Source organism: Afipia massiliensis, assembly GCF_014203115.1.
Taxonomy (GTDB): domain Bacteria; phylum Pseudomonadota; class Alphaproteobacteria; order Rhizobiales; family Xanthobacteraceae; genus Afipia; species Afipia massiliensis.
Genome location: NZ_JACHIJ010000002.1, coordinates 21,039 through 46,424, shown reverse-complemented (window position 1 = coordinate 46,424; position 25,386 = coordinate 21,039). Strand labels below are relative to the sequence as shown.

Genomic DNA, 25,386 nt, shown 5'->3' with positions numbered 1-25,386 from the left:
CATTCCGGTAACTGGATCGGTGCTGAAAGCCCTTTGCTCGGGTTAGAACCGGTTGAAGGTGTTGCTTTGTTCGTTAGCACGCCTAGGAATTGTCGCAATTCAGCAACATTGTGATATGAATGCATCACTGGATACGGCAACCGCCGTGTTCCGGCAAAATTGGCCTGACACGATCCCCGCATGAGCGCAGCAGAGGCGTCGGCCCAATCCATTGAACCGTCGGCTGTCGAGCCGGCCAGCCGGCCGTGGCATCGGCTATTGGCCCCGTTTGCGGTCGCGCTTGCGCTGCTGTCCGCATTCCTGACCTTCGTGGTGCTGACCGGGCTGACCCCGATCGCACCGACCCACGAAATCGTCGTCACGTTCCTCCTGATCAACGGCGCAACCATCCTGTTGCTGCTCGGAATCATCGCGCGCGAGGTGTGGCAAGTCGTTCAGGCCCGGCGACGCGGCCGGGCTGCCGCGCGCCTCCATGTTCAGATCGTGAGCCTGTTCTCGGTGATCGCGGTGTTGCCTGCGGTGCTGGTGTCGATCGTTGCCAATGTCACCATCGATCGCGGTCTGGATCGATTGTTTTCGGTTCGCACCCGTGCGGTGATCGAGAATTCGCTGATCGTCGCCAATGCCTATGTCTACGAGCACGCCCAACTCATTCGCGGCGACATCCTTGGGATGTCGAACGACATTGCGCGTGCGCGGCCACTGTACGATCAGGACCGGCAAACCTTCCGCAGCGTGCTGACGTCGAGCGCGAAGTCGCGCAATCTTCCCGGTGCCATGATCATCGATAAGGACCGCAATATCCTCGAGACGGCGGCAACCGGAATCCGGCAGGACTTCCAGACACCGGCCGCAGACTTCCTCAAGAACGTCACGGAGGAAGACCCCCAGATCGCGGTGTTCATCGAACAAAATTATGTTGCCGCGGTCATCCGCCTGCGCGCGTTTCAGGACACGTTTCTCTACGTGGCGCGGTTGCTCGACCCGCGTGTCGTTGCCCAGTTGCAGCAGACACAGGCGAGCGTGAAGGAATACGCCGAACTCGAATCGCGGCGTCTCGGAATTCAGGTCGCCTTCGCACTGATGTTCACGGTGATCGCGCTGACCGTGCTGATGTCGTCGGTGCTGATTGGCCTGAATTTCGCCAACTGGCTGGTTGCTCCGATCCGGCGACTGATGGGTGCCGCGAATCTCGTCTCCACCGGTGACCTCCACGTTCAGGTCCCCGTCATTAAATCCGAGGGCGACCTCGCCAGTCTAGGCGAGACTTTCAACAAAATGACGCAGGAGTTGCGGACACAGCGCGACGATCTCATGAATGCGAGCGGACTGATCGACAGCCGCCGGCGGTTCATCGAGGCCGTTCTCTCATCCGCGAGCGCCGGCATCATCGGCGTCGATGGCGCTGGCAAGATTGCTGTCCTCAATCGCTCTGCGGAGAAATTGATCGGGCATTCGGAATCCGAGGTCTTGAGCAAGCCGTTGTCCGAGATCGTGCCTGAACTGAACGATCTGATGGCGACGGCGCGCAGCAGTGCGCAACGGCTGTTGCAGGGCCAGATCGAGATCAGCCGCGATAGCGTCGAACGCAACCTGTCGGTGCGCGTCAGTTCCGAACAGACCGGACAATCCAACGAGAGCTACATCATTACCCTCGACGACATTACCGAGCTTGTCACGGCTCAGCGTACCTCGGCATGGGCCGACGTCGCGCGCCGCATCGCTCACGAAATCAAGAATCCGCTGACGCCGATCCAGTTGTCCGCCGAGCGCATTCGCCGCAAGTTCGGCAAGGTGATCACCGAGGACCGGCTGATCTTCGATCAGTGCACGGATACGATTATCCGTCAGGTCGACGACATTCGCAGGATGGTGGACGAATTCTCGAAATTCGCGCGCATGCCCAAGCCGGTGATCGAGGGCGAGGATGTCGCGGACACCGTTCGTCAGGTCGTGTTCCTGATGCGCGTCGGGCATCCCGATGTCGATATCGAAGCCGATATCAAGCAGGAGCCGATGCATGCGAAGTTCGACCGGCGGCTGATCTCGCAAGGGCTGACCAACATTATCAAGAACGCGACCGAAGCTATCGGCGCGGTTCCTCCCGGAGAGATCGAGCGCGGACACATTAATGTCATCGCCGCGCGCGAGAACGACGATATCGTGATCGACGTTGTGGACAACGGAATCGGGCTGCCCAAAGAAAGCCGCGCGCGCCTGCTTGAGCCGTATGTCACCACCCGCGAGAAAGGCACCGGGCTGGGCCTCGCGATTGTTGGCCGTGTTCTGGAAGATCACGGCGGACGCATCGAACTGAACGACGCATCCACCCTTCGTTCCGGTGCACGGGGTGCCTGGGTGCGAATGAGATTCTCCGTCTTCGGCCAGGCGAAGGACGCCGGTGCCGCGGAATCCAATGAAATAAAAGCAGAAGCCGTAACCGGCAATTGACAGAACGGGCATGATTTATGGCCAATGACATTTTGATCGTCGATGACGAAGCAGACATTCGAGACCTCGTAGCGGGTATTCTCGATGACGAAGGTTTCAAGACGCGTACCGCGCGCGACAGCGATACCGCGCTGGCAGAAATTTCGGGCCGCCGGCCGAACCTGATATTCCTCGACATCTGGCTTCAGGGCAGCCGTCTGGATGGGTTGCAACTGCTTGAACAGATCAAGCTCGAGCATCCCGAAGTGCCGGTCGTGATGATTTCGGGACACGGCAATATCGAAACAGCGGTCGCGGCAATCAAACGCGGTGCCTACGACTTCATCGAGAAGCCGTTCAAGGCGGACCGGTTGATTCTCGTCGCCAACCGCGCGCTGGAAACGTCGCGGCTCAAACGTGAGGTGCGCGAACTCAAACAGCATGCGCCGTCGTCCGGAACGCTGGTTGGCCGCTCCCCCAGTATGAACCAACTGCGTCAGACCATCGATCGTGCAGCCAAGGCCAATAGCCGCATCATGATCGTCGGCCCGTCAGGGGGCGGCAAGGAGCTCGCGGCGCGCACGCTGCATGCGATGTCCAGCCGCGCCGATGGACCGTTCGTCGTCATCAATGCCGCGGCGATTACGCCCGAGCGGATGGAAGTCGAACTGTTCGGTGTCGAGTTGTCGGACGGCGAGACCGGCCGCAAGCCGGGGGCGCTCGAAGAGGCGCACGGCGGCACCTTGTTTATCGATGAGATCGCCGACATGCCGCGCGAAACCCAGAACAGGATTCTACGTGTACTGGTCGATCAGACGTTCCAGCGGGCAGGCGGCACCACCAAAGTCAGCGTCGATGTCCGCATCGTGTCCTCGACGGCGCGCAATCTCGAAGCCGAGATCGCTGAGGGGAAATTCCGCGAAGATCTTTATCATCGGCTTTCCGTCGTTCCGATCCGCGTGCCGCCGCTCTCGGAGCGCCGCGAGGACATTCCGGACCTCGTCGAGTATTTCATGGACCAGATCTCGTCCGCGACCGGTCTGCCGAAACGGCGGATCGGAGAGGACGCGATGGCGGTTCTGCAATCGCACGTCTGGCCGGGCAACGTCCGGCAACTTCGCAACAACGTCGAGCGCGTGATGATTCTGGCCGGCGGCGATGCCGAGGCGGCCATCACCGCGGACATGCTGCCGCAGGATGTCGGCTCGATGATCCCGGCCATGCCGACCGGTAACAACGGCGAGCACATCATGGGTCTACCGCTGCGCGAAGCCCGCGAAGTGTTCGAGCGCGATTACCTGATTGCGCAGATCAGCCGCTTCTCGGGCAACATCTCGCGAACAGCTGAATTCGTCGGCATGGAACGCTCCGCCCTGCATCGCAAGCTCAAGGCGCTGGGTGTAGGTTAAACATGTCCCGCATCGCCTATGTGAACGGCCAATACCGCGACATGCGGGACGCCAGCGTGAATATCGAGGACCGCGGCTATCAGTTTTCCGATGGCGTCTACGAGGTCTGCGAGATCAGGGGCGGCAAAGTCGTCGACATGCCGCGCCACCTCACGCGGCTGCAGCGCTCGCTGCGTGAATTGCGGATCGACATGCCGATGCCGCTGGCCGCGCTAGAAATCGTGATCCATGAGACTGTGCGGCGGAATCGCGTCAGTTACGGAATCGTCTATCTGCAGGTCACGCGCGGCGTCGCACGGCGCGATCATGCATTCCCGGTCAATCCGGTGAAACCGGCCCTGGTGGTGACTGCGCGCGGTCTCAATTTTCAGAAGAATCAGGACACCGCTGCGAAGGGCATCGGCGTCATCACCGTGCCCGAGAACCGCTGGCCGCGCGTCGACATCAAATCCGTGTCGCTATTGCCCAACGTGCTGGCGAAACAGCAGGCGCGCGAGAACAACGCCTATGAAGCCTGGTTTGTCGATCACGACGGTCATGTCACCGAAGGCTCATCGAGCAATGCATGGATCGTGACCACGGATGGCAAAGTGATCACCCGATCAGTTGACAGCGGCATCCTGGCCGGGATCACCCGCGCCGTGCTGATGGAGGTGCTGGCGGCGCTCCAGATCAAGCTCGAGGAACGGCCGTTCACCCCTGCCGAGGCTTATGAAGCGGCTGAGGCGTTCGTGACGGCTTCCAGCCAGATCGTCATGCCGGTGGTCCGGATCGACGGCCGCAACATCGGAGACGGCAAGCCGGGCTCCATTTCCATGCGGTTGCGTGAAGAATTCCACCGTTTTTCAGCATTTTCGTAAGTTTTTCCGCCCTTTGGCCGCTTAGCCGGGTACCACGGTCTTGCCTAACAACCGGGCGTGTCCTTTAATCGCGCTGCAGCACCCGGAGGGGGATCTCAGGGACGCCGGCAGCCAGACCACGCCCCGAAGAGGGCAGGCTGGCCCAAAAACAAGAATGCGGGATAAGAAAATGGCGGCAGACCGCGCACAAAACCTACAAGACACTTTTCTCAATCACGTTCGCAAAACCAAAACGCCACTGACGATCTTTCTGGTCAATGGAGTGAAGCTGCAGGGCATTGTTACCTGGTTCGACAATTTCTGCCTGCTGCTTCGGCGCGATGGTCACTCGCAGCTTGTCTACAAGCATGCGATCTCGACGATCATGCCGGGCGCTCCGATCCAGTTGTTCGAAGGCGGCGAGGACGCGCCAGCTTGAGATTGAACTAGTGTCCCGTATCCGACGTTCGCTTCATCTTGCAGCACGTCCGGAGCGAACGTCGGATACGAAAGGACACTAGCAATCATAATTCTAGTGATCCTTTGGTTCTGACATTCGTAAAGGTATAAGCTGAGAAATGATACGAATGTCAGAACCGGATCACTAGTTTGGAACCCCGGAACTTCGACGGGGCCGCTGATCGTCCGCGGTCGGCGAGGGGCGATACAGGACGGGTGCTGGTCATCGGTCCTTATAAACGTGCGCGGCGGGGCGATCCTGACGCGCCAACGATGTCCCATGGCACACGCAATCCCGACGCCCGGCTTGAAGAAGCCGTCGGTCTGGCGCGCGCCATCGATCTGACCGTGGCGGAAGCGGTTGTGGCGCCGCTGAGCGAGATCCGGCCCGCTACCTATCTCGGCAAGGGCAAGGTCGAGGAGATGATCGGCCTGATCAAGGCCAACGATGTCGATCTGGTCGTGATGGATTGCGCGCTCTCGCCGGTTCAGCAGCGCAACCTCGAAAAGGAATGGAATGCGAAGGTGCTCGACCGCACCGGACTCATTCTGGAAATCTTCGGCCGCCGTGCGAAGACCCGCGAAGGCACGTTGCAGGTCGAGCTCGCTCACCTGAACTACCAACGCAGCCGTCTCGTCCGGTCATGGACCCATCTCGAACGCCAGCGCGGCGGCTTCGGCTTCATGGGCGGCCCCGGAGAAACCCAGATCGAAGCCGACCGCCGGATGATCGGCGAGCGCATCACGCGCATCGAGAACGAAATCAAGAAGGTGCAGGCCACGCGCCGCTTGCACCGGGCAGGGCGCCAGCGTGTGCCTTACCGCGTCGTCGCGCTGGTCGGTTATACCAATGCCGGCAAGTCCACGCTGTTCAACCGGCTGACCCGCGCCGACGTACAAGCCGCCGACATGCTGTTCGCGACGCTGGACCCGACGTTACGCGCACTGACATTGCCGCACGGCGGCAAGGCGATGCTGTCGGATACCGTCGGCTTTATCTCGGATTTGCCGACCATGCTGGTGGCAGCGTTCCGCGCCACGCTGGAAGAGGTCATTGAGGCCGACGTCATCCTGCATGTGCGCGATATTTCGCATGAAGATGCCGAAGCCCAGCAGCACGACGTCGAAGGCGTGCTGCGCCAGCTCGGCATCGATCCGGACAGCGGTCAGCGCATCCTGGAAGTCTGGAACAAGATCGATCGCTTCGACGAAGACGAGCGCGCCAACCTCGCGAATATTGCCGCGCGTCGGCCAGCCGAGCGGCCGTGCTTTCCGGTCTCAGCCGAGACGGGTGAGGGCGTCGAAGCCCTGCTCGCGGCCATCGAGGATCGTCTTGCGACCACGCGCGTGACGCTCGAACTCTCCATCGATGCCTCAGACGGCGCAGGCATCAGTTGGCTGCACCGGAACGCTGAGGTGCTCGACAAGCAGATGCTGGACGGCCGGTTTGCGATGACCGTGCGCGTCGATGAAACCAAGCGCGACATCACCATTGCCAAGTTCGGCGCGGTGCCAAGCACGCACTGAAAGGCGCTTGCTGCGAAAACTATTTCGCGGTCTTCGCCTCGTTCCACAGCGCATCCATCTCGGCCACGGTTGCCGCTTCCAGCGATGAACCGCGCGCGGCGAGGGTGCGTTCGATGTAGGCGAAGCGCCGCTCGAACTTCGCATTGGTGGCGCGCAGGGCCATCTCGGGATCGGCTTTAGCATGGCGCGCCAGATTGACGACGGCGAACAGCAGATCGCCGGTCTCCTCGGCAATGTGGGCATCGTTACCGCTGTCCAGCGCCGCTTCGATTTCGTCGGCTTCCTCGCGGATCTTCGCCAGCACCGCGCGCGGGTCGTTCCAGTCGAAGCCGACGGTCGAGGCAGTGCGCTGCAAATCCATCGCCCGCGCCAATGCAGGCTGGCTCTTCTTCACGCCGTCCAGCAGGCCGGGCTTTGCATCGGGGGTTTCACCGCGCAACGCTGCACGCTCGGCTTTCTCCTCCGCCTTGATGCTGTGCCACAGACCCTTCACTTCGTCGGGCGTCATGTGTCCGGCTTTTTCGCCGAACACATGGGGATGGCGCCGGGTCATCTTCGTTGTGATGGCATTGACGACGTCACCGAAGACGAATGCGCCTTGCTCCTCGGCCATCCGTGCATGAAACACCACCTGAAGCAGCAGATCACCGAGTTCCTCCTTCAGGTCCTCGAGATCGTCCCGGGCGATGGCCTCCGCAACCTCATAGGCTTCCTCGATGGTGTAGGGCGCTATGGTCGCGAAGGTCTGCTCCAGATCCCATGGGCATCCGGTTTCGGGCGTGCGCAGCGCCGCCATGATGTCGAGGAGTTTGGAGATGTGATGGGAAGCAGGCATGGCGCACCATGGGCATGAAAAGGGCTTGCCCTCTATGCCGCAATGACGGTCTGGAGACAATTGGCGGCACGATGTCCGGATGCTAAGTGCAATCCCATGACGGATTTGGGCCAAAACAACGCAGCCTTGGTGCTGTTCTCCGGCGGGCAGGATTCCGCGACCTGCCTGGCGTGGGCGCTGGCGCGTTTTGCGCGCGTGGAAACCATCGGGTTTTCCTATGGCCAGCGCCACGCCGTTGAACTCGATAGCCGGGCGAAACTGATCGACGGTATGGTGGCGCTCCGGCCCGAATGGGCTTCGAAACTGGGTGAAAACCACACGCTGGATATTCCGACGCTCGGCGACATCTCGGAGACCGCGCTGACGCGCGATACGGCGATAGAGATGGGCGAGGGCGGCCTGCCCAACACCTTCGTACCCGGCCGCAATCTGGTGTTCCTGACCTTCGCCGCCGCGCTGGCTTACCGGCGGGGCATCACCCACATTGTCGGCGGTATGTGTGAGACGGATTTCTCCGGCTATCCCGATTGCCGCGACGAGACCATCAAGGCGCTCAATGTAGCGCTCAATCTCGGCATGGCGCGTCCGTTCGAACTGCACACGCCGCTGATGTGGCGCGACAAGGCGGACACCTGGGCGCTGGCGGAAGAACTCGGCGGCAAAGGGCTGGTCGATCTCATCGTTGAACACTCCCACACCTGCTATCTCGGTGAACGCGGTGCGCGTCATGACTGGGGCTACGGCTGTGGCGAATGTCCCGCCTGCAGCCTGCGCGCCAGGGGCTGGGCGGCTTACGCTGCACACGCCGTCCCTGAGGTGCGATGACATTCGCTCGGCGTCTTCGCGCGGAAGGCTTGGTTTTCCTTGCCGCCTATATCGCCTGCATCCCGATCGCGAACTGGCTGATCCAGCATGTAGGCACGGTCTGCCCACCGAACGGTCCGTGTCTTATCCCGGTGGCACCGGGCCTGATGGCTCCGAGCGGGGTGCTTATGGCCGGCCTCGCACTGGTGCTGCGCGATCTGGTGCAGCGGCGGCTTGGTGTGACCTATGGATTAGCAGCGATCGGAGCAGGGACTGTGCTCTCGGCGGCGCTGGCCCCCGCGCCGCTGGTGGTCGCGTCAGCGGTTGCGTTCCTGTTGTCGGAACTGGCCGACTTCGCGGTCTATACGCCGTTGCAGAAGCGCGGGCTTGTGCTCGCCGTCGCGGCGAGCAGCCTCGTTGGACTGGTGGCGGACTCGCTGCTGTTTCTGTGGCTCGCCTTCGACAGTCTCGATTTTCTGTCGGGTCAGATCGTCGGCAAGGCCGTGATGGTGTTGCTCACGCTGCCGGCGATCCGCTGGATGCGCAACAGGGACCAGCGCCTGGGTGTGACGTAGGCTCAGCGCCCCTTGAAATCGGCTGGCCGCTTTTCGAGGAACGATGCAAGACCTTCACGAAAATCCTGCGTTCGCATCAAGGGCAGCAGTTGCAGGAAGACGTGATGGACATGATCGTTGAAGTTCTCGGAAAGCCCGACACGCATCATGCGCTTGGCCGACAGCGTGCGCCCCGTGAAGATGATTTCGGCGGCCTTTGCCCAGCCGAGCATGCGCGGCAGAAACCATGTGCCGCCTGACTCAGGCACGATGCCGCGCTTGACGAAGGCGGCTGCGAACTTCGCGCTTTCGGCCATGATGCGAATATCGCAGCCCAGCGCTGTGTCCATGCCGTAACCAGCCGCGGCGCCATTGAGCGCGCAGATTGTCGGCTTCTCCATGTTGAACAGGATTGTTGGAGGCGCGGTCTTGAGGTCGAGTGTTGTCCGTGCGCCATCGGTATCATTCTGTGAGCCGATTCCAGTGCCGCTGGATGCGCTGGCCACATCAAGGCCGGCACAGAAGGCGCGTCCGGTCGCGGTGAGGATGACAACGCGCACCGCAGGATCGTTGTCCGCCTGCAGAAGCAATTGGCCGAGCAGCTCCAGCATCGGACGCGAGATCGTGTTCAGCCGCTCCGGGCGATTGAGCGTAATGGTGGCGATGTTGCCGTCGATCGCATAGAGCACTTCCGACTCGGCGATACGGGATTCCGGCACTCTTTCGGTCTTCGACATTTGGCATTTCCTCTTTTTTTCTGCGCGCAGGTAAGATCAAAAGCCGCCACTGCGCAAGCGCTGGACACCGCTCGGCTGCCTTGCGCGCGCTGTGGCAGCCGCATAGGCTCGGCAAGCCGCGCACGGGAGAAGCACAATGATGAAGCTCAAGCCGAACTGCGAATGTTGCGACAAGGACCTGCCGCCGGAGAGCGACGAAGCTGTGATCTGCACGTTCGAGTGCACATTCTGCGCAACCTGCGCGGATACGGTGTTTGGCGGCGCCTGTCCGAACTGCGGCGGAAATTTCGTGCCGCGCCCGATCAGGCCTGCAGCGATGCTGCGGAAGTATCCGGCTTCGACCGAACGACATCTGCGCGAACAGCCGTGCCTCGCGAAAGCGGGCTGAGCATGATCCGGAAAAGTGGGAACCGGTTTTCCGACAAGATCATGCTCGTATAATCAAAGCCCTCAATCTTTGCGATTGTCTGTTCGCGGATGCTGCTGCCGCCACTCGCGCGGCGGCGTGAACGATCCAGCCCACAATCCGCGCTTCGCGGATTTCGCCTCGTCCTGCTGCGGGTCATAGACATTCGCGGCGCCTGACGTCACGGCCCAGCCCTGCCGGACCATCCAGGCGTTGATGTCGGTGCCGTCGGGCAGGGTGCAGGTGGCCAGCGAGCGCCCATACTTGTCGGTCGACTTCGGCTGGCACGTCAGGTCGTGGCCGCGCACGCGGCTTCGCAGTTGAGCTGAGGCCTGCCGCCCGCAGGGCCAGTCGCGGCCCTGGGCATCCAGACACGTCTGATCGAGTTCAGGTGCATCGATGTCGACGAGGCGAATCCGCGTCCCGGAAATTGTCAGCGTATCGCCGTCGGCAACAAAGGCATTGCCGGCAATGGGCGCGTCCGGGGTCCGCATCCAACGCTCGGCCGCATAGACACCGAGCGAGCCGATCAGCACGATCAGCATCACGCCCCAACGCCTTGTGTCCGAACTGAGCCGAACCGGTCCGCGTGGCTGCCGCCGCTGCGGTGTTTGAAAAATCATGCGCGAATGCAACTCGGCTCTGTGTGAAGTTTTTATGTCGCGCAGTCGCGCAATTGCGATTCATTACCTGAATTATGTACTTGCGCGCGCCGGGTTCAAGACAATCTTGCCAACGGCTGTGCGCTGCGACTAAGTGCCGATTACCGACCATTCAACCACCAGTCATCCGGCACAGCGCATGCAAGAGAGTCGTCCATGGTGGATGTCCGGAATCCTGTATCAGATCTATCCACGTTCGTTTCAGGATTCGGACGGCGATGGTGTAGGCGACCTACGCGGCGTCATTCAGCGATTGCCCTATCTGGTTGAGCTTGGCGTCAATGCGCTTTGGCTGTCACCGATCTTTCCATCGCCGATGGAAGATTTCGGCTACGACATCTCGGACTATACCGGGATCGATCCGCTGTTCGGCACGTTTGCGGACTTCGATGCGTTGATCGCGGCGGCGCACGAGTGTGGGCTGAAAGTCATTCTGGATCTGGTGCCCAATCACACGTCAGATCAGCATCCATGGTTCATCGAAAGCCGCAGTTCGAAGACCAATCCCAAGCGCGACTGGTACATCTGGCGTGATCCCAGCGGTGAGGGCGGCCCACCCAACAACTGGCTTTCCGAATTTGGCGGCAGTTCCTGGGAGTTCGACGCGCAGACGGGGCAATATTACTATCATGCCTTCCTGCGCAGCCAGCCGGACCTGAACTGGCGCAATCCGGCCGTGCGCAGGGCGATGCACGATGCCATGCGGTTCTGGCTGCGGCGCGGTGTCGATGGCTTCCGCGTCGATGTAATGTGGCACCTCATCAAGGACGAACATCTGCGCGACAATCCGCCGAACCCTGACTTTGTGCAGGGGCAGCAGCCTTATCAGCAGTTGATCCCGCTATATTCGACGGACAGGCCAGAGGTGCATGGCGTCGTTGCCGAACTTCGACAGGCGATCGAGGAATTCGATAATCGTGTGTTGATCGGAGAAATCTACCTGCCGCCGCAAAAGCTCGTGGCCTATTACGGGCGCGACCTCGGCGGCGCGCAATTGCCATTCAACTTTGCGCTGATCTCGACGCCGTGGAACGCGCGTGCCGTCGCCAAGCTAATCGATGACTATGAAGCCGCACTGCCGCCGGGCGCATGGCCCAACTGGGTGCTCGGCAACCACGACCGCCAGCGCATCGCCAGCCGGGTCGACGGCGATCAAGCCCGCGTCGCGGCGATGTTGCTGCTGACGCTCCGGGGAACGCCGACGCTGTATTACGGCGACGAGATCGGCATGCCGCAGGTCGACGTTCAGCCGGATCAGGTGAGGGACCCATGGGAGAAAAATCTGCCCGGTCTTGGTGTCGGCCGTGACGGTTGCCGGACGCCGATGCAATGGGATTCGACGCCGCAGGCAGGCTTCAGCACCGGCGCGCTGTGGCTCCCGCTGAGCCCGAATTCTGCATTGGAAAACGTCGCCACGGAGCGCCAGGATCCGGCATCCATACTCAGCCTGTACCAGGCGCTGATCCGGCTACGCCGCGCGAGGCCTGAGCTTGCGCTCGGCACGTACAAGCCCGTGAGTGCCGCCGACGATCTGCTGATGTTCGAGCGCGAGCATCACGATCGGCGCGCGCTGGTGGCTCTGAACTTTGGACAAGAACCAGTATCGTACGAAACGAACCGCTTGCGCGGCCGGATTGTGCTGTCGACCTTCATGGACCGCCGGGACGAGGTCGTGGACGGAAGGCTGGCTCTACGGGGCTCTGAAGGCCTCGTTGTGGAGCCCTTGGGCTGAGGTGGAGACAGCTGCAAACCCGTATCCGTGGTCAGGCTTGGCCACGCCTCGGATTCGCATAAGGTATATTATGGAATGGGCAGGCGGTTTTGAAACTGTAGCTTTTTAATCGAAACCGCTGATTCCGCTGCAACAAAGTATCTGTTGAAAGGCGGTTTTGGCCGTTGCGAATAGCCATCGTGCACCGGACCTTAGTCGGTACGCCCACAGCAGCGGTCCGTCCATGTCCACCAGTAACCTTCGATCAGCGCTTGTTCCGTCGTCGCTTGTCGGCCGGGTCTGCCTTGGACCATCTGGCGTTCCGAGGTTCTGGGCATCTATCTGGATCGATGTGCTCAAGGGGTCGCTGGACGGATCAACCAAGCTGCGGCACCTAGGCGCACTGGGACGGCTCTACGAGTCCGCGCAGCGCCAGCGAGGTACCGACTGCCTCGACCAGCTTCTGGCAGAACTGGACTTCGATGTGATCGAGGATGTCCTGATGGGCTTCTTGGCCCAGCTCAGGAACGAGGCCGCTGTTGATGGTGCGGATCGATCTCAGACCTGGGCTTCGGCGCTGGCCTTCGTGATGGACATCTTGCGGCACGGCAGTTCGTCCGCTGGAATCCGGGCAGGGCTAATCGAGACCCGGCTGCTGCGCCTGGAGCGCCTGTACAGCCAGTTAAGCCCGGCCCCCGTTCGCGCCCCTCCTCCAATCCGCGCTTTGCCGCCGACCGTCATCGACGACCTATATGCGATCTTCGATCCCGCTTCGGATCGCAACCCGTTCAAGACCGAAACGCTGCGCTGGCGCAATCTGTTGGTCTTCATGCTGCTGCTTCGATTGGGTCTGCGACGCGGCGAGGCCGCGTTGCTGTCGGCAAACGCCATCAAGGACGACACCGATCCGACATCCGGCCAAAGCGTCACGTGGATCGATGTCGAAACTGCTCCTGACGACGACCCTCGGTACGAGGAGCCAGGGCTGAAAACCGCGTTCTCAAGGCGGCAGCTTCCCGTTCCCCAGGAGCTTCCGCTGCTGGCCGACATGTACGTCCAGAATTATCGAGGGCGAACGCATTATCCGCACCTGCTGATGTCCCAGAAAGGCCGGCCGTTGTCACTGCGGGCCATGAACGAGATCTTCGAGACTGCAACAGAAGCGCTCTCGGAAACGGCCCGCCGATCCCTCGAAAAGCAAAGGCTTTCGAGCGTCTCCTGCCACGACCTGCGACACACATGCGCGGTTGTCCGGATGCGGCGCTATCAGGACGCCGGCGACGGCTTAGACCGTGCAATGGAAAAGCTCCGCCTGTTTTTTGGGTGGTCTCCCGAGTCCGACATGCCACGCCTCTATGCACGAGCATACTTCGAGACCGAACTCGCCGAAGTCTGGAATGAGAAGTTCGATCGCTTTGTCGACGCTCTGCGTCGTTCAGTTCATCGGAGCGACGCATGATTGCGGCAGGAAAGGCCGATCAGGACCTCGAGACCGCGATGACGGCCATCGTCGGGTCGTTGCCGCCTCTCCCGGCGCTCGTCCGATATCACGACGACTTTGCCGACGAAGTCCGATCTTTGAGGGACTGGTCGGAAGCGCTGTCTGTGGCCATCACTTTGGATGGTAGACGTCAAAACATCGAGTTCAGTCTGTATGGATTGGCCTCCCACGTCGCAAAACACGTGTTAGTCGATTGGTTTGCGCGTCATGACCCGCACACCGTTGTGTCCTATGCGAGCAGCCTCGCGGCGTACGTACGTGACAACGGTCTTTGGTCCCTCAACACGCTGATCTCGGCTCCAATCTTCGATGCCCGCTCGCATTGGGATGTCTTCGCCCGCGTAAAATCGACCCCAGGTCAGGCCGCAGCTTTACGGGCAATGCTTCAATCCCTCTGCAGCTTGTCGATTGGACACTGGAATCCGGCCAGCACGCCGCTTGTTCGCAGACTGACGAGCCCCAAGCGCGACCAGCACCGTGTCATCCGGACGGGCGAATGCTTCCTGCCGCTCGACCATCAAGCGGCCATCATCGACTACATCGACGAGATCTGCGGACTTTTATCTAAATCCAATGCAGCAGTGGATGGCAATGAGCTCCGGGATGCTTGTGTCCTGGTGATCGCCTACCAGTACGCCTTCCGACCTGGGCAGATCGCCCGGATAGAGGTCGCTGACGTTCGCGTGTTCTCGACCGGCGCGGTGCACGTGGCCGTCATCGCCGCCAAACAGCGCGATAAGAAAAAGCGCGTGCGTGTGACCCGGCGGATCAAGCGCGAATGGGCACCGCTGTTTATCGAGCTTCTTCGTCGCTGCGGACTCGATAACGGCCTTCCGATCAATCAAGAAACGCCCGAACGGCTGCTCTTTAGACTCACGCCAGATGAGATCAGTGACGTCCTAACGGACCTCTGTGAGAACCTGACCGGCGAACCATGGACACCGACCGATCTGCGCCACACGGCCGCTCAGCGCCTTGCGGACGCCGGTGTTGCCCACATCGCTCTTTCGGAGTTCATGGTGCACGCCGACTACCGGACCGCGAACGTCTACTTCGACACTTCTCCGACGCAAGCTCAGCGAGTGAACCAGGCGCTGGCGATCTCTCCGATCTACGCCAATGTGGCAAGGATCGCCCGCACCCGGTCGATCGACAAAGAAATGCTGCTCCGGCTTCCGGCCAACAAGCAGATCGGCGGCGTCCCACACGGGATCCCGATCGCCGGGATCGGCGGCTGCGAGGTCGGACAGAGCGTCTGTAGCAAGAATCCGGTGCTGTCTTGTTACACATGCCGACGCTTTATGCCGCTGCGGGACCACGCGATCCACGAGCAGGTCCTCAAGGACCTGCGACCCGTGGTCCTCGAGTTCGCTGGGGCCTCACGCAACAACGAGCAATCGCCGGCCTTTGTGCAACTCCGCACCACGCTCGACGGAGTTCGCCGGGTGGTCGAGAGTCTGAAAGCGGAGAGCACCGCATCATGAACGCGGCGTTCGCAGCCTACGTGGCTTCCGCCAAGGTGTTGGCCGCTGATCGTGGCCTCAAGTGGGATCTGCCGTGCGATGACACCGGCAAGATCGCCAAGGCAAGCCGCTGGGATTTGACCGCTCTGGTGGGAATGATCCCACCACCTTCCATCTACGTCACCGACCTTGGCGTCATCGAGGGATCCTTTGAGCGCCTGAACGAAGTCAGGCGACAGATGGGGCAACCCGAGCTCGAGCCCGCACCGATGAGCCAATCATGGCGAGACCTGTACCTCGCCATAATCATCCATCATCTGTTGGTGCGGAAAAACAAGCCAGCCAGCGCGATGGTGCCGGCCCGCTGGATCAGGCACCTCGCCTCGGCCGCGCGCGATACGCAGCCGTGGGCCGTCACGCCAGACCAGGTACGGCAAGCGTATAACGCAGCCCTCCTTGCTGGTGAGTCCGGCAAGAATGCGCTCAACTTTGAAATGACAGTCCGGAACGAACTGGACGATCAGCACCTGGCTGACATCCCTGCTCTTGCCCGGTTCTGCCTACCGCTTGAATGGGAGCAGACACGCGAAGGGCACCAGCGCACGCGGGGCGAACGCTCACGCGTGGGAGGCATGTTCAGTGCGAGTCGCCTTCGGAGCACGTTGTCAGAGCGCAAATCCGCCGCGAAACTTCCCGAAGAACAGGCCTTCTGGGAGATGATACGGATCATCTTCACAGAAACGCCCCGAACATTCTCCGACGTGATCCGCTTCGCAATCCTGAAGCTCGGCGTGATCTCTGGGCTTCGCGTCGGTGAGATCGTTTTGCTGCCGTTCGACTGTATCCGATGGCGCGAATACGTCGACGGTGACGGCCTACCTGCCGGCAGCAAGGGCGGCACATCGCGATCTCTCATGCTGCGCCACTTCGCCGAGAAGCAGGTCGAAGACGAGACCATCGATGGCGTGTGTCTGTACGAAAACGCCCAGCATGTCCCGCCGATGTTCGAGGAGCTCGTTTTGGAGACACTCTCGACCGTCCGGGAGTTAACCGCCCCCGTGCGGGAACGACTGCGTCTGCAAATCGAAACCGGACGCTTGATCCCGGAATATCCCCCGGAGGCGCTGGTCCCGGCGCACGAGATGTTTACCCGGATGAGCGGCAGCGCTTTGTTCTCGAAGGCTGAGGTACCGGCCGAACTAGAAGCGAGATATCGAAAAACGCTGGACCCCCGCGTGTTCGAGGACATCCGTGCTGTTCAGCTCGCCAGCGATGCCCCCTTCCAAGCTACATCCGTCTTCTGGCTCGGACGACGCAAGGCCGGCCAGATCGCCATCCGAAACAGCACCGGCGACGAGATCGTCGACGGCCGCATCGAGTGGAAGCGCGCCTTCCTGCGTGTTGGCGAGGTCGAGGCCTGCATGCGGGCCACTAGCCCGACAATACACCCCGATTTGCAGCCCGCGACGCTTACCAACGGGACTTCGATACATCCCCACGAACTGATGTTCCTGTTGCCGATCCGAAACCTCATCGAGGGACGAAACGAAGGCTTGCTGGATCCGACCCGCTACTTCGCATTTGGTCGAATAGCTACACGAGACATAAACAGAGCGCTGGAAGACTCTCGATCTATCTTCCGCCGGTATGGCGCCTCAGAGCAGGACCGCCAGCTCAGTCTCAATCCCCACGCGCTTCGACATCTGCAAACGACAGAACTGTTCCGGCTAGGTGTTGCCGACACGATCATCACAAAGCGCTTCAACCGGCGGAGCGTCGCCCAGAGCTATGAGTATGATCATCGGAGCCTGGCGGAAGATCTGGCCAACATCGATACCCCCGAGCCGGCCGAGGAAGCCCTTAGCGGCAACGCGCGGCAAGTCTATCGCTTGATTGCCGCCAACAAGGTCAGCGGCCCCATCATTGACGAGTTCCGTCGCATCCAACGCCAACACGGCGATGACGTGGCGTTCGAGTACCTGAACGCCGAGGCGGACGGCCTGCATGTGACGCCGTATGGGTTCTGCGTAAACAGCTTCGCCGTCGACCCCTGCCCCAAGCACCTCGAGTGCTTCAACGGCTGCAGGCACCTTGCCAGGTCGGACGTTGACAAGGAACGGGAGAATCTCGAACGCCTGCGCGACCGTATGACCGGAACGGTCAAGACGCTGGAAGCTCTGCCCGAGCATCAACGCTCGGCCGGATGGCACAACCAGATTGCGCACGCGCAAACTCGGCTCTCCAACATTTTGACGGCAATCGACACGCGGCCGGGCGAGAAGCCGTTCCCCGAGGGCCCGGATCTCTATCAATCTGCGGAGAGCCGACGCGGCACCTCCGTTCTCGATACAGTGACCTTCTTGCAGGATGGCCAATGACCGACAAAATTGCTCGTCTTGAAGAGGTGCTTGAGGCAATGCTCGTCGATGACGAGAAGATCACAGCACGGGCCGTGATCCGCCGAATGAGCGGTGTCCTCAAGTATCCGACCGACATTACCCGAAACGAGAAGCGAAAGGCGCTCGTTGCGGATTACGCCGGTCGGCAGGACAAAATCCGGTCCGCTGTCGAGCGATCGAGCAAGTCGTCGCGCGTTGAATTGGAACGCCAAATCTCTCTGAAGAACAGCGAGATCGAGCGCCTTCGCGGCGAGAAGGAGCTCCTGATCGCGTCTCACCGGGCGATGATCCTGTCGACCGCGGAGATGGGCGGTTTTGGCACCTGGAAGCGGTTCTTCGACAAGTACCAAGCGGCTATCGATGCCTTGGACGGCATGGGCGCCCTCCCGCGGGCTGAGGTCGTGCGTCATCCACTCTCGGAGCAACCCTGATGGCCAAGGGGACCGGCAAGAGCGGCATCGAGCTCGCCCACGAGAACGTCGATGCGCTCATCGAATACCTGGAAGGTCAGCGCGGGAAGCCTCTCCCCCGCTATGGTGTCGAACTCAATCGAAGCGCGATCGCCAAGGCCTGCGGCTTCGATCGCAAAGTGTTCCAGACCAATCCACGGTGCGCCCGCATTCTCGATGAGGCCGAAGCAGCCGACCGGAAAGTGAACCTGACCCGGCTGGAGCAGGCCGAAGCGGTTCGCGAGCAGAAGGGCAAGGTGGACGCAGACCGAGCCGAACTCGAGGCGCAGAATCTGCGGTTGATGGCCGAGAACGCCTCGCTCCGCCGAGAATCGGAACGTTGGCGTCGTATGAACGCCCTGATGACTGAAACGGGGAAGCTTCCTTAATGCTGGGTGAGAAGTCTGGTCCTCGGAGCCGCTCCGTCGCAGCCCCGAAAAGCCACAGCGAGCGGCTCGCAGTGAACGAGGCGCAGGGACCCGCGGCCGGTACGGCGTGGGTGGCCGCAGTGAACGGAGAGACGAGCGCTGTGGCAGGGGCTGAAAAGCGACGGAGTGGCTTAGGGGATCAGACGCCCGGTCTGGTCCTTGGTGAGCGACCCGAGCAAACTTCCCCGTCATCGTTCGAACTTTGCATCACGTCGGTACATCGAAGTGGATACGGCGGCTTGATCCTGATCGGCCGCGACGAAGCGGGAGCTCTTAGGCGGGCGGTTACGCCAGCTAAGATCAGTGCCCGGGATCCTGCCGTGGGTGAATCGTGGAGGCTGACTGGGACCGAGCGCGTACATTCCGAGTACGGCCTTCAACTCTACGCTGATATAGCGCTACCGCTCATCCCCAAGGGTCGGGCGCTGATCCGCTATCTGGCGACCGATAAGCGTTTTGTCGGGGTCGGCTGGTCGACGGCGGAGAAGCTCTGGTCGGCCCTCGGAGACGACATCTACGCGCACGTGCAAGCCAGACAACTGGCGCCGATCGCCGCCGTCGTCGGGCCCGAGAAAGCGGCCGCGATCGTTGATGGCTTCGGGCTCCTCGCCGATGAGGTTGAGGTGTTCCGATGGCTTGATCGATATGGCGTCTCGCCGCGCGTGGCGGGCGCGACCGCAAGCCTCTGGGGCCTGCAGGCCATCGAGCGGATTAAAGCGGATCCGTACGCCCTGACGCTCCTTGAGCCATGGGCCGAAGTGGATGCCCGGGCATTACGCCTGGGCCTGCCGCTCGACGACGAGCGGCGTCTGTGCTCGGTCGTCGAGGAGGCCCTCGCGGTCCGCTTCCGCCAGGGTCACATGGCAGCGCCCTCCTCGTCGATCCTGCCGCTGGTGAAACACCTTGCAACGCCTTGGAGCGGCGACCCGGGGCAGGCCCTGGCGATTGCGATTCAGGCCGGGCGGATCATTGCGATCGGCAACGACCTGCTGCAGTCCCGCGCCTGCTGGTTCATGGAGCACGAGCTCGAGCGGTTCTTCCGCGAGCGGCTCACGCGAGACGTCGAGCCTATAGATCCCGCAGCCATCGACGATGCCATCAGCAAGGTCGAGGCGGAGGTCGGCTACCAACTCACGAAGCTGCAGCGCGAAGCTGTGTTCATGGCAACGTCAAGCGCGGTCAGCGTCATCACCGGCGGCGCCGGGACCGGCAAGACCACGGTCGTCAGAGCCGTTCTCCGGGCGTCGGAAGCGCGCCGTGCCGTCCTCCCCACTGCTGAGCAAAGCAGCTTCGAGTACCCCCAGGTCGCCCTGGCCGGACGGGCCGTTCGGCGAATTGCCGAGGCGACTGGCAAGGAAGCGACCACGATCGCTCGCTTCCTTCATCAGATCGAAAGTGGCGGCCGGCGACTTCAACGAGGGCTGATGATCTTCGACGAGGCGTCCATGCTGGACACGCCCTCGGTGTACCGCATCCTCTCGCAGATCCCGGTCGAGGTCGATCTCGTCTTCATCGGCGACCCTGCCCAGCTTCCGCCGATCGGCCCAGGCATCTTGTTCCGCTCGATGGTCGCCGCGGACGCGATCCCGCGCGTGGCTCTCGACGTCATCCATCGGCAAGCAGATCAGACGGGCATCCCGTGTGCCGGCGGGATGATCCGGGCGGGCGCCGTCCCCTCGTTCCTTCCCTTCAACGAGACAGCACCACTTGCGCCGGGAGTGTTCCTCGTGCCGGCCAGGCAAGACGACGACATCGCCTCGAAAACCCTGCAGGTGTTCCGAGCAATGTGCGGTCCCGCTCCGGATGCTGATCAGGCAGAGCGATTGCACGCTCTCGACGTGCAAATCCTCACTCAGACGAAGAACGGCCCTGCCGGCGCAAAAGCGCTCAACCAATGTATCGAGGCAGAGTACATGGCCCGACAAGCCCGCATTCGGGATTGGGGGCTGAGCACCGGGTCAAAGATCCTGTGGCTGAAGAACGACTACCGCAAGGCCCCTCTCCGCGATCGGGACGGCAACGTGGTGCTCAACCCGCTTACGAACGAACCGACCTACTCCGGCTTCATGAACGGGGCTATCGGGACGATCAGGCACCCTCATCAGGATGGCGCGTGGGTAGCCTTCGACGATGGCACCGCAGACGCGATCTTGGCGGCCGACCTCGAGAAGCTCACTCACGGCTGGGCGATCAGCGTCCACAAGGCGCAGGGATCGGCCTTCAGGCGCGTCATCCTGCCGATCGCGCGGTCTCGGCTTCTCGATCGGACGATGATCTACACAGCCGCAACGCGAGCCGTTGAAACGGTCGTGCTCATCGGCGACCCCGACGTGATCAGCAACGCGATCCACACGGCTCCGAAAACAACCAATCGAGCATCGGGGCTCCAACTGGAGGACATGCTAGATGAGCAACAAATTGGTTCTTCGGTGCGCTTCACAGAAGCACTCTCGGAATAGCGTGTTGCGTTGTCGGGGTCTGATGAAGCAACGATCTAGGCTTCCGCCCGTCAGCAACAGGCCCGAAACACACCGAGTGAGAATTAGGTCGTCGATTCAACGAGAGTCGCCCACTCACTCACCCAGCTCCTCGATCGAAACCGCATACTTTGCGAAATAAATATATCTGTTTTTCCATGATGTTGAGCGGAAAACCCGGCTCAGGCGGTCGCCACACGGCTTCTGGGCGGCGTTATTGGCGAACGTAACTGATTGCCGTCATTTATGTCCCGCTAATGAGATCACCCCAGATTCCATCTCGAATTCATATGGGCCCCACATGACATTGCCGGTGTGATTGCGCGGCGGCTTTTCGATTCTCGAAGGTCGGGCGCGACGTCCCAGAAAATGACTTTTCGAGGCCACTAAATGACGATCCAGACTGAACCTCCGTCGTGCAGTTCCGCGTTGGTTTTCATCGGCAAGAACAGCCGCGGCCAGTGGGTCGCGCAGGAGCAGAACGGGCTGTTCGGCGGTCTATTCATCAGCCGTGCCGCAGCCGTTCGCTACGCCCTCTTTGAGAACGGCCATCATCCCGAATCCATCATGGCAGCGCCCAGCACCCTAGAGCTCGATATGGGCGGCAGCACTTCGCACGGCCAAGAGAGCCTCGCGCTGCTTCGGGTTGCGTAACGCGTTCAGCGCCACGTTCAGGACATCGCAATGATTCAGCTAAATTTCGATCTAACACGTGAGCAGATCATGACGACCATGATTGATCTGACACGTCCGTCGATCCTCCATCGGATCATTCTTGCAGGTTGCGACAGCGCTGCAGCCGAACTCGATCTGCGGCGTCGTGGCTTCCTGCGCGTTTCGACGACAAGCCGAGGCATTCCGCGCGGCCGAGGGTTCAGGCATGCGAGTGCGGGAGAAGCTTGAAAGGCTCGGTTTCCATATCGAAGCCGGTGTGAGATGCCACGAGCAGTTTCTGCTGTCGGGACGACGGCATGACTTCAGCCACATGACCAAGGCAGCGTGACGGCATCTCATGACATATGCGATGAACCATCCCGCCACCTGGCTGGCGGGCTACATTCCCGATCTTCCGACACCCTTTGACAGCGCCGGCGAACTGGACCTCGCGGCCTTTCGGCGGCTCTGTGAACGGCAGATCGCAGCCGGCGCGACCGCGCTGGTGGTCGGCGAACTCACAGGCGAGGATTCAACGTTGAGCGATGCGGAACACTCCGCGCTCACCCGCATTGCTGTTCGCACGTCGCGAGGCCGCGCGGCCGTGATCACCGGGGCAGGTTCAAACTCCACGAGTGCCGCCATCGAACTGACCCAGCGGGCCGAGGCAGACGGCGCCGATGCTGTGCTGTCCGTAGTTCCGTATTACAACAAGCCGACGCAAGCGGGGCTCTACGCACATTTCTGCGCTATCGCCGAAGCGACACGCCTGCCCATTGTCCTGCACGACGTCCCTTCCCGCACTGTTCGCGAATTATCCGACGACACGGTTGCGCAGCTTTCGCAATCGGCGCAGTTCGTCGGTCTGAGAGATGCAACGGGCGATATTTCCCGTCCGCAGCGGCTGCGGTCATTGACCCGGCCCGAGTTTCGACTGTTGTCAGGTGACGACGCGACCGCGCCAGCTTTTCTGGTGCACGGTGGAGATGGCTGCATATCTGTCACGTCGAACCTGATGCCGGATCTGTGCCAGTATCTGTATCGGTGCTGCAAGGACGACGATTTGCAAAGCGCCAGAGCCTTGGCGATCAGGATCGGCCGCCTCACCGCGACGTTGCTGCGCGAGCCTCCATCCGTGTCCATCAAATACGCTCTGAGCCTGTTCGGCCTGATGACGCCCCACGTCCGCCTGCCGCTTCTAGAACTCACGGATACTGCCAAGGAGTCAGTCGCGGAGGCGATCCGCACGGCAGAGGAAGGTCCAGCCCGGCATGCCTTGAGGGGCATCGAAACGTCTAATGCACAGCCCGCCAATTCCGTCCGGTGAACGTCGTGACTGCCGCGTGTCTTCCTATCGACGATCGTTACGACAGGACAATCAGGGCATGGTTGTTGGCGCTGCTGCGGTACGCGATCACGCTGGACGACGAAGACCGGCTTGTAGCGCTGGCTGTAGCCTCGGAGATCGACAAATCGGGCACACGGCAATCCGGTGACTTTCGGTTCTTTCATCGTACCAGCGCCAGGCTTTGCGAAGCGATGGCAACCCCCGGTCGCGGTAGTACGGACGTCTTGCGCTGTCATCTGGACCGGATGAGCGACCAGCGCATGAAACGAGCGTTCGTCGCCGTTCTCGATCTGGATTTGGATCAAGCCGTCACCCAGCACGTAGCGAGAGCGCTGCGAGGGCCGGAACGTCCCGATTTGTGGAAGGGCTTGAACTCCAAACCCGCGCATCAAAGGATTTGACGGATAATAAAGCTATATAATTCAATATCTTATTGATTTACATCGAAATTGAATCTTAGGTATTTCAAGTAATTTATAAGAAGCTCTCGCCTCGTGAGAGCAAGATCCGACCTCACGCCGCCATTCACCACAAGCGCGGCCCGGCGCGATCATTGACCGGAAATGTCGCCGCTGTAGAACCAGATGCAAATGCCGCCGGCCTTGCGAGTTTGGGAACGGCAGCAGTACCGGGAGGTCCGAACCATGAGCAGCCAAGGCCAATACAGCATCGGTCTGGACAAGAACGCCGCCAATTACGTGCCGCTGTCGCCGTTGAGCTTCCTTGTCCGCAGCGCGAGCGTCTATCCGGACCATACCAGCGCCATCTATGAAGGCCGCAGCTTCACCTGGGCGCAGACCTATGAGCGCTGCAAGCGCTTTGCGTCGTTTCTCGCCCAGCGCGGCATCCAGCGTGGCGACACCGTCGCGGCCATGCTGCCGAACATTCCGGCGATGAACGAGGTCCATTTCGCCGTGCCGATGGCCGGCGGCGTGCTCAACGCGCTCAATATCCGGCTGGATGCGGCCTCGATTGCGTTCCAGCTCGACCACGGCGGCGCAAAGATCATTCTGGTCGATCCTGAATTCACAGGCGTGATCTCCGACGCGCTCGATCTCATGAAGGGCTCGAAGCCGTTGGTGATCGATGTCGACGACGCAGCGTTTCCCGGCGGCAAGCGGATCGGCGAACTGGAATACGAAGCCGCAGTCGCGTCGGGCGACCCTGAGTTTGCGTGGCTGCAGCCGCAGGACGAATGGGACGCCATTGCACTGGGTTATACGTCGGGCACCACCGGCAATCCCAAGGGTGTTGTGACCCATTATCGCGGCGCGTATCTCAACGCCGTCAGCAACATTCTCGCGGGTAATCTCGGCACGCATCCGATCTATCTCTGGACACTGCCGATGTTCCATTGCAACGGCTGGTGCTTCCCGTGGACCATCGCGGCATCGGCCGGAATCAACGTCTGCCTGCGCAAGGTCGATCCGGCCAAGATCTTCGAGCTGATCAAGGCCCACGGCGTGACCCACATGTGCGGCGCGCCGATTGTGTTCAACACGCTGATCAATGCGCCCAGCGCGCCCAAGGGCAAGTCCACAAAGCCGGTCGTCGGATTAATCGCTGGCGCAGCGCCGCCTGTGGCCGTGCTCGAGGGCGCGGAAAATATCGGGATCAAGCTGACCCACGTCTATGGGCTCACAGAGGTCTACGGCCCCGCCTCCGTGTGCGCCGAACAGCCCGGCTGGGATGACCTCCCGGCGGACCAGCGCGCGCAGCTCAAGCGCCGACAGGGCGTGCCCTATCCGCTTCAGGAAGCCGTCACTGTGCTCGATCCGGAGACCATGCAGCCGGTGCCGCGCGACGGCGAGACCATCGGCGAAGTCATGTTCCGCGGCAACATTGTCATGAAGGGCTATCTGAAGAACGAAAAAGCCACCAGGGAAGCGTTCGAAGGCGGCTGGTTTCACACCGGCGATCTCGGCGTGCTCGATGAGTTCGGCTACGTCATCATCAAGGACCGCTCGAAGGACATCATCATCTCCGGCGGCGAAAACATCTCGTCGGTCGAGGTCGAGGACGTTCTGTACAAGCACCCGGCGATTCTCTTTGCAGCCGTGGTCGCCAAGCCGGACCCCAAATGGGGCGAGGTGCCCTGCGCCTTCGTCGAGCTGAAGGAAGGCGCAACCGCAACCGAGGCTGAGATTCTCGCTTACTGCAAAAGCATCTTGCCGGGGTTCAAATCACCGAAGTCCGTGGTGTTCGGCGCGATCCCGAAGACATCGACCGGCAAGATCCAGAAATTCATGCTGCGCGATCAGGCGAATTCCGCGAAGGCGATTTCGGCTTAGTTC

Annotated in this window: 23 protein-coding genes; 20 read left to right on the top strand and 3 right to left on the bottom strand. The window is 61.3% G+C overall.

Translation table 11 applies throughout. The features are described from left to right. Positions 1–180 precede the first annotated feature (180 nt). From HNQ36_RS04900 to hflX, 5 genes are all read left to right on the top strand, one after another. Positions 181–2,451 (top strand): sensor histidine kinase NtrY-like, encoded by a 2,271-nt coding sequence (locus HNQ36_RS04900; protein WP_184082834.1) that lies wholly within the window; start codon positions 181–183, stop codon positions 2,449–2,451. 17 nt (positions 2,452–2,468) lie between these two features. Further along, positions 2,469–3,839, top strand: a complete 1,371-nt coding sequence (gene ntrX / locus HNQ36_RS04895) for a nitrogen assimilation response regulator NtrX (protein ID WP_046826327.1) — start codon at positions 2,469–2,471, stop codon at positions 3,837–3,839. A 2-nt stretch (positions 3,840–3,841) separates the two neighbouring features. Beyond that, positions 3,842–4,699 carry a D-amino-acid transaminase gene (locus tag HNQ36_RS04890; RefSeq protein WP_184082833.1) on the top strand — a complete coding sequence of 286 codons (858 nt, stop codon included), beginning with the start codon at positions 3,842–3,844 and terminating at the stop codon, positions 4,697–4,699. Between the two features lie 169 nt (positions 4,700–4,868). Next, positions 4,869–5,117, top strand: a complete 249-nt coding sequence (hfq, locus tag HNQ36_RS04885) for an RNA chaperone Hfq (RefSeq protein ID WP_006020546.1) — start codon at positions 4,869–4,871, stop codon at positions 5,115–5,117. Positions 5,118–5,287: 170 nt separating this feature from the next. Then, the gene (gene hflX / locus HNQ36_RS04880) at positions 5,288–6,664 is read left to right on the top strand and encodes a GTPase HflX (RefSeq protein ID WP_184082832.1); all 1,377 of its coding nucleotides are present in this window, start codon (positions 5,288–5,290) and stop codon (positions 6,662–6,664) included. 19 nt (positions 6,665–6,683) lie between these two features. Here hflX and mazG read toward each other — a convergent pair whose 3' ends face one another. Beyond that, complete coding sequence (gene mazG / locus HNQ36_RS04875) at positions 6,684–7,499, bottom strand: nucleoside triphosphate pyrophosphohydrolase (RefSeq protein WP_184082831.1); 816 nt, start codon at positions 7,497–7,499, stop codon at positions 6,684–6,686. A gap of 96 nt (positions 7,500–7,595) precedes the next feature. Between mazG and queC the strand changes: the two genes are divergently transcribed. Continuing rightward, a complete protein-coding gene (gene queC, locus HNQ36_RS04870; RefSeq protein WP_184082830.1) occupies positions 7,596–8,324 on the top strand; it encodes a 7-cyano-7-deazaguanine synthase QueC in 729 nt (242 codons plus the stop codon). After that, a complete protein-coding gene (locus HNQ36_RS04865) occupies positions 8,321–8,878 on the top strand; it encodes a VUT family protein (protein WP_184082829.1) in 558 nt (185 codons plus the stop codon). Before queC ends, HNQ36_RS04865 begins: the two co-directional genes overlap by 4 nt. Positions 8,879–8,880: 2 nt before the next feature. Here HNQ36_RS04865 and HNQ36_RS04860 read toward each other — a convergent pair whose 3' ends face one another. Beyond that, positions 8,881–9,594 (bottom strand): enoyl-CoA hydratase/isomerase family protein, encoded by a 714-nt coding sequence (locus tag HNQ36_RS04860; protein ID WP_184082828.1) that lies wholly within the window; start codon positions 9,592–9,594, stop codon positions 8,881–8,883. A 136-nt stretch (positions 9,595–9,730) separates the two neighbouring features. On the opposite strand from HNQ36_RS04860, the gene HNQ36_RS04855 reads away from it, so the two are divergent. Then, positions 9,731–9,982 (top strand): DUF1272 domain-containing protein, encoded by a 252-nt coding sequence (locus tag HNQ36_RS04855; RefSeq protein WP_184082827.1) that lies wholly within the window; start codon positions 9,731–9,733, stop codon positions 9,980–9,982. Positions 9,983–10,044: 62 nt separating this feature from the next. Here the strand turns inward: HNQ36_RS04855 and HNQ36_RS04850 are convergent, their stop codons facing one another. Beyond that, positions 10,045–10,623: a thermonuclease family protein gene (locus HNQ36_RS04850; protein WP_184082826.1), complete on the bottom strand. Its 579-nt coding sequence runs from the start codon at positions 10,621–10,623 to the stop codon at positions 10,045–10,047. 178 nt (positions 10,624–10,801) lie between these two features. Here HNQ36_RS04850 and HNQ36_RS04845 point away from each other — a divergent pair, with 178 nt between their 5' ends. The 12 genes from HNQ36_RS04845 to HNQ36_RS04790 all read left to right on the top strand — a co-directional run bounded on the left by HNQ36_RS04845 (position 10,802) and on the right by HNQ36_RS04790 (position 25,383). After that, positions 10,802–12,394, top strand: coding sequence for an alpha-amylase family glycosyl hydrolase (locus HNQ36_RS04845; RefSeq protein WP_184082825.1), 1,593 nt, complete (start codon positions 10,802–10,804; stop codon positions 12,392–12,394). Positions 12,395–12,617: 223 nt separating this feature from the next. Continuing rightward, positions 12,618–13,832, top strand: a complete 1,215-nt coding sequence (locus HNQ36_RS04840) for a site-specific integrase (RefSeq protein WP_184082824.1) — start codon at positions 12,618–12,620, stop codon at positions 13,830–13,832. Beyond that, on the top strand, positions 13,829–15,358 hold the full coding sequence (locus HNQ36_RS04835) for a site-specific integrase (RefSeq protein ID WP_246395286.1): 1,530 nt from the start codon (positions 13,829–13,831) through the stop codon (positions 15,356–15,358). Before HNQ36_RS04840 ends, HNQ36_RS04835 begins: the two co-directional genes overlap by 4 nt. Next, positions 15,355–17,715, top strand: a complete 2,361-nt coding sequence (locus tag HNQ36_RS04830; RefSeq protein WP_184082823.1) for a hypothetical protein — start codon at positions 15,355–15,357, stop codon at positions 17,713–17,715. Before HNQ36_RS04835 ends, HNQ36_RS04830 begins: the two co-directional genes overlap by 4 nt. Further along, complete coding sequence (locus HNQ36_RS04825) at positions 17,712–18,167, top strand: hypothetical protein (RefSeq protein WP_184082822.1); 456 nt, start codon at positions 17,712–17,714, stop codon at positions 18,165–18,167. The genes HNQ36_RS04830 and HNQ36_RS04825 overlap by 4 nt, the downstream gene beginning before the upstream one ends. Then, positions 18,167–18,574 carry a hypothetical protein gene (locus HNQ36_RS04820; protein ID WP_184082821.1) on the top strand — a complete coding sequence of 136 codons (408 nt, stop codon included), beginning with the start codon at positions 18,167–18,169 and terminating at the stop codon, positions 18,572–18,574. The genes HNQ36_RS04825 and HNQ36_RS04820 overlap by 1 nt, the downstream gene beginning before the upstream one ends. A gap of 278 nt (positions 18,575–18,852) precedes the next feature. After that, the gene (locus HNQ36_RS04815) at positions 18,853–21,072 is read left to right on the top strand and encodes an ATP-dependent DNA helicase (RefSeq protein ID WP_246395285.1); all 2,220 of its coding nucleotides are present in this window, start codon (positions 18,853–18,855) and stop codon (positions 21,070–21,072) included. A gap of 408 nt (positions 21,073–21,480) precedes the next feature. After that, positions 21,481–21,744 (top strand): hypothetical protein, encoded by a 264-nt coding sequence (locus tag HNQ36_RS04810; RefSeq protein WP_184082819.1) that lies wholly within the window; start codon positions 21,481–21,483, stop codon positions 21,742–21,744. A 69-nt stretch (positions 21,745–21,813) separates the two neighbouring features. Beyond that, positions 21,814–21,993, top strand: coding sequence for a hypothetical protein (locus tag HNQ36_RS26075; protein WP_246395284.1), 180 nt, complete (start codon positions 21,814–21,816; stop codon positions 21,991–21,993). 121 nt (positions 21,994–22,114) lie between these two features. Further along, positions 22,115–23,071: a 4-hydroxy-tetrahydrodipicolinate synthase gene (gene dapA / locus HNQ36_RS04800; protein WP_246395283.1), complete on the top strand. Its 957-nt coding sequence runs from the start codon at positions 22,115–22,117 to the stop codon at positions 23,069–23,071. Beyond that, on the top strand, positions 23,068–23,493 hold the full coding sequence (locus HNQ36_RS04795) for a hypothetical protein (RefSeq protein WP_210311933.1): 426 nt from the start codon (positions 23,068–23,070) through the stop codon (positions 23,491–23,493). Before dapA ends, HNQ36_RS04795 begins: the two co-directional genes overlap by 4 nt. 243 nt (positions 23,494–23,736) lie before the next feature. Further along, positions 23,737–25,383, top strand: coding sequence for an acyl-CoA synthetase (locus HNQ36_RS04790; protein WP_184082816.1), 1,647 nt, complete (start codon positions 23,737–23,739; stop codon positions 25,381–25,383). Positions 25,384–25,386 lie beyond the last annotated feature (3 nt).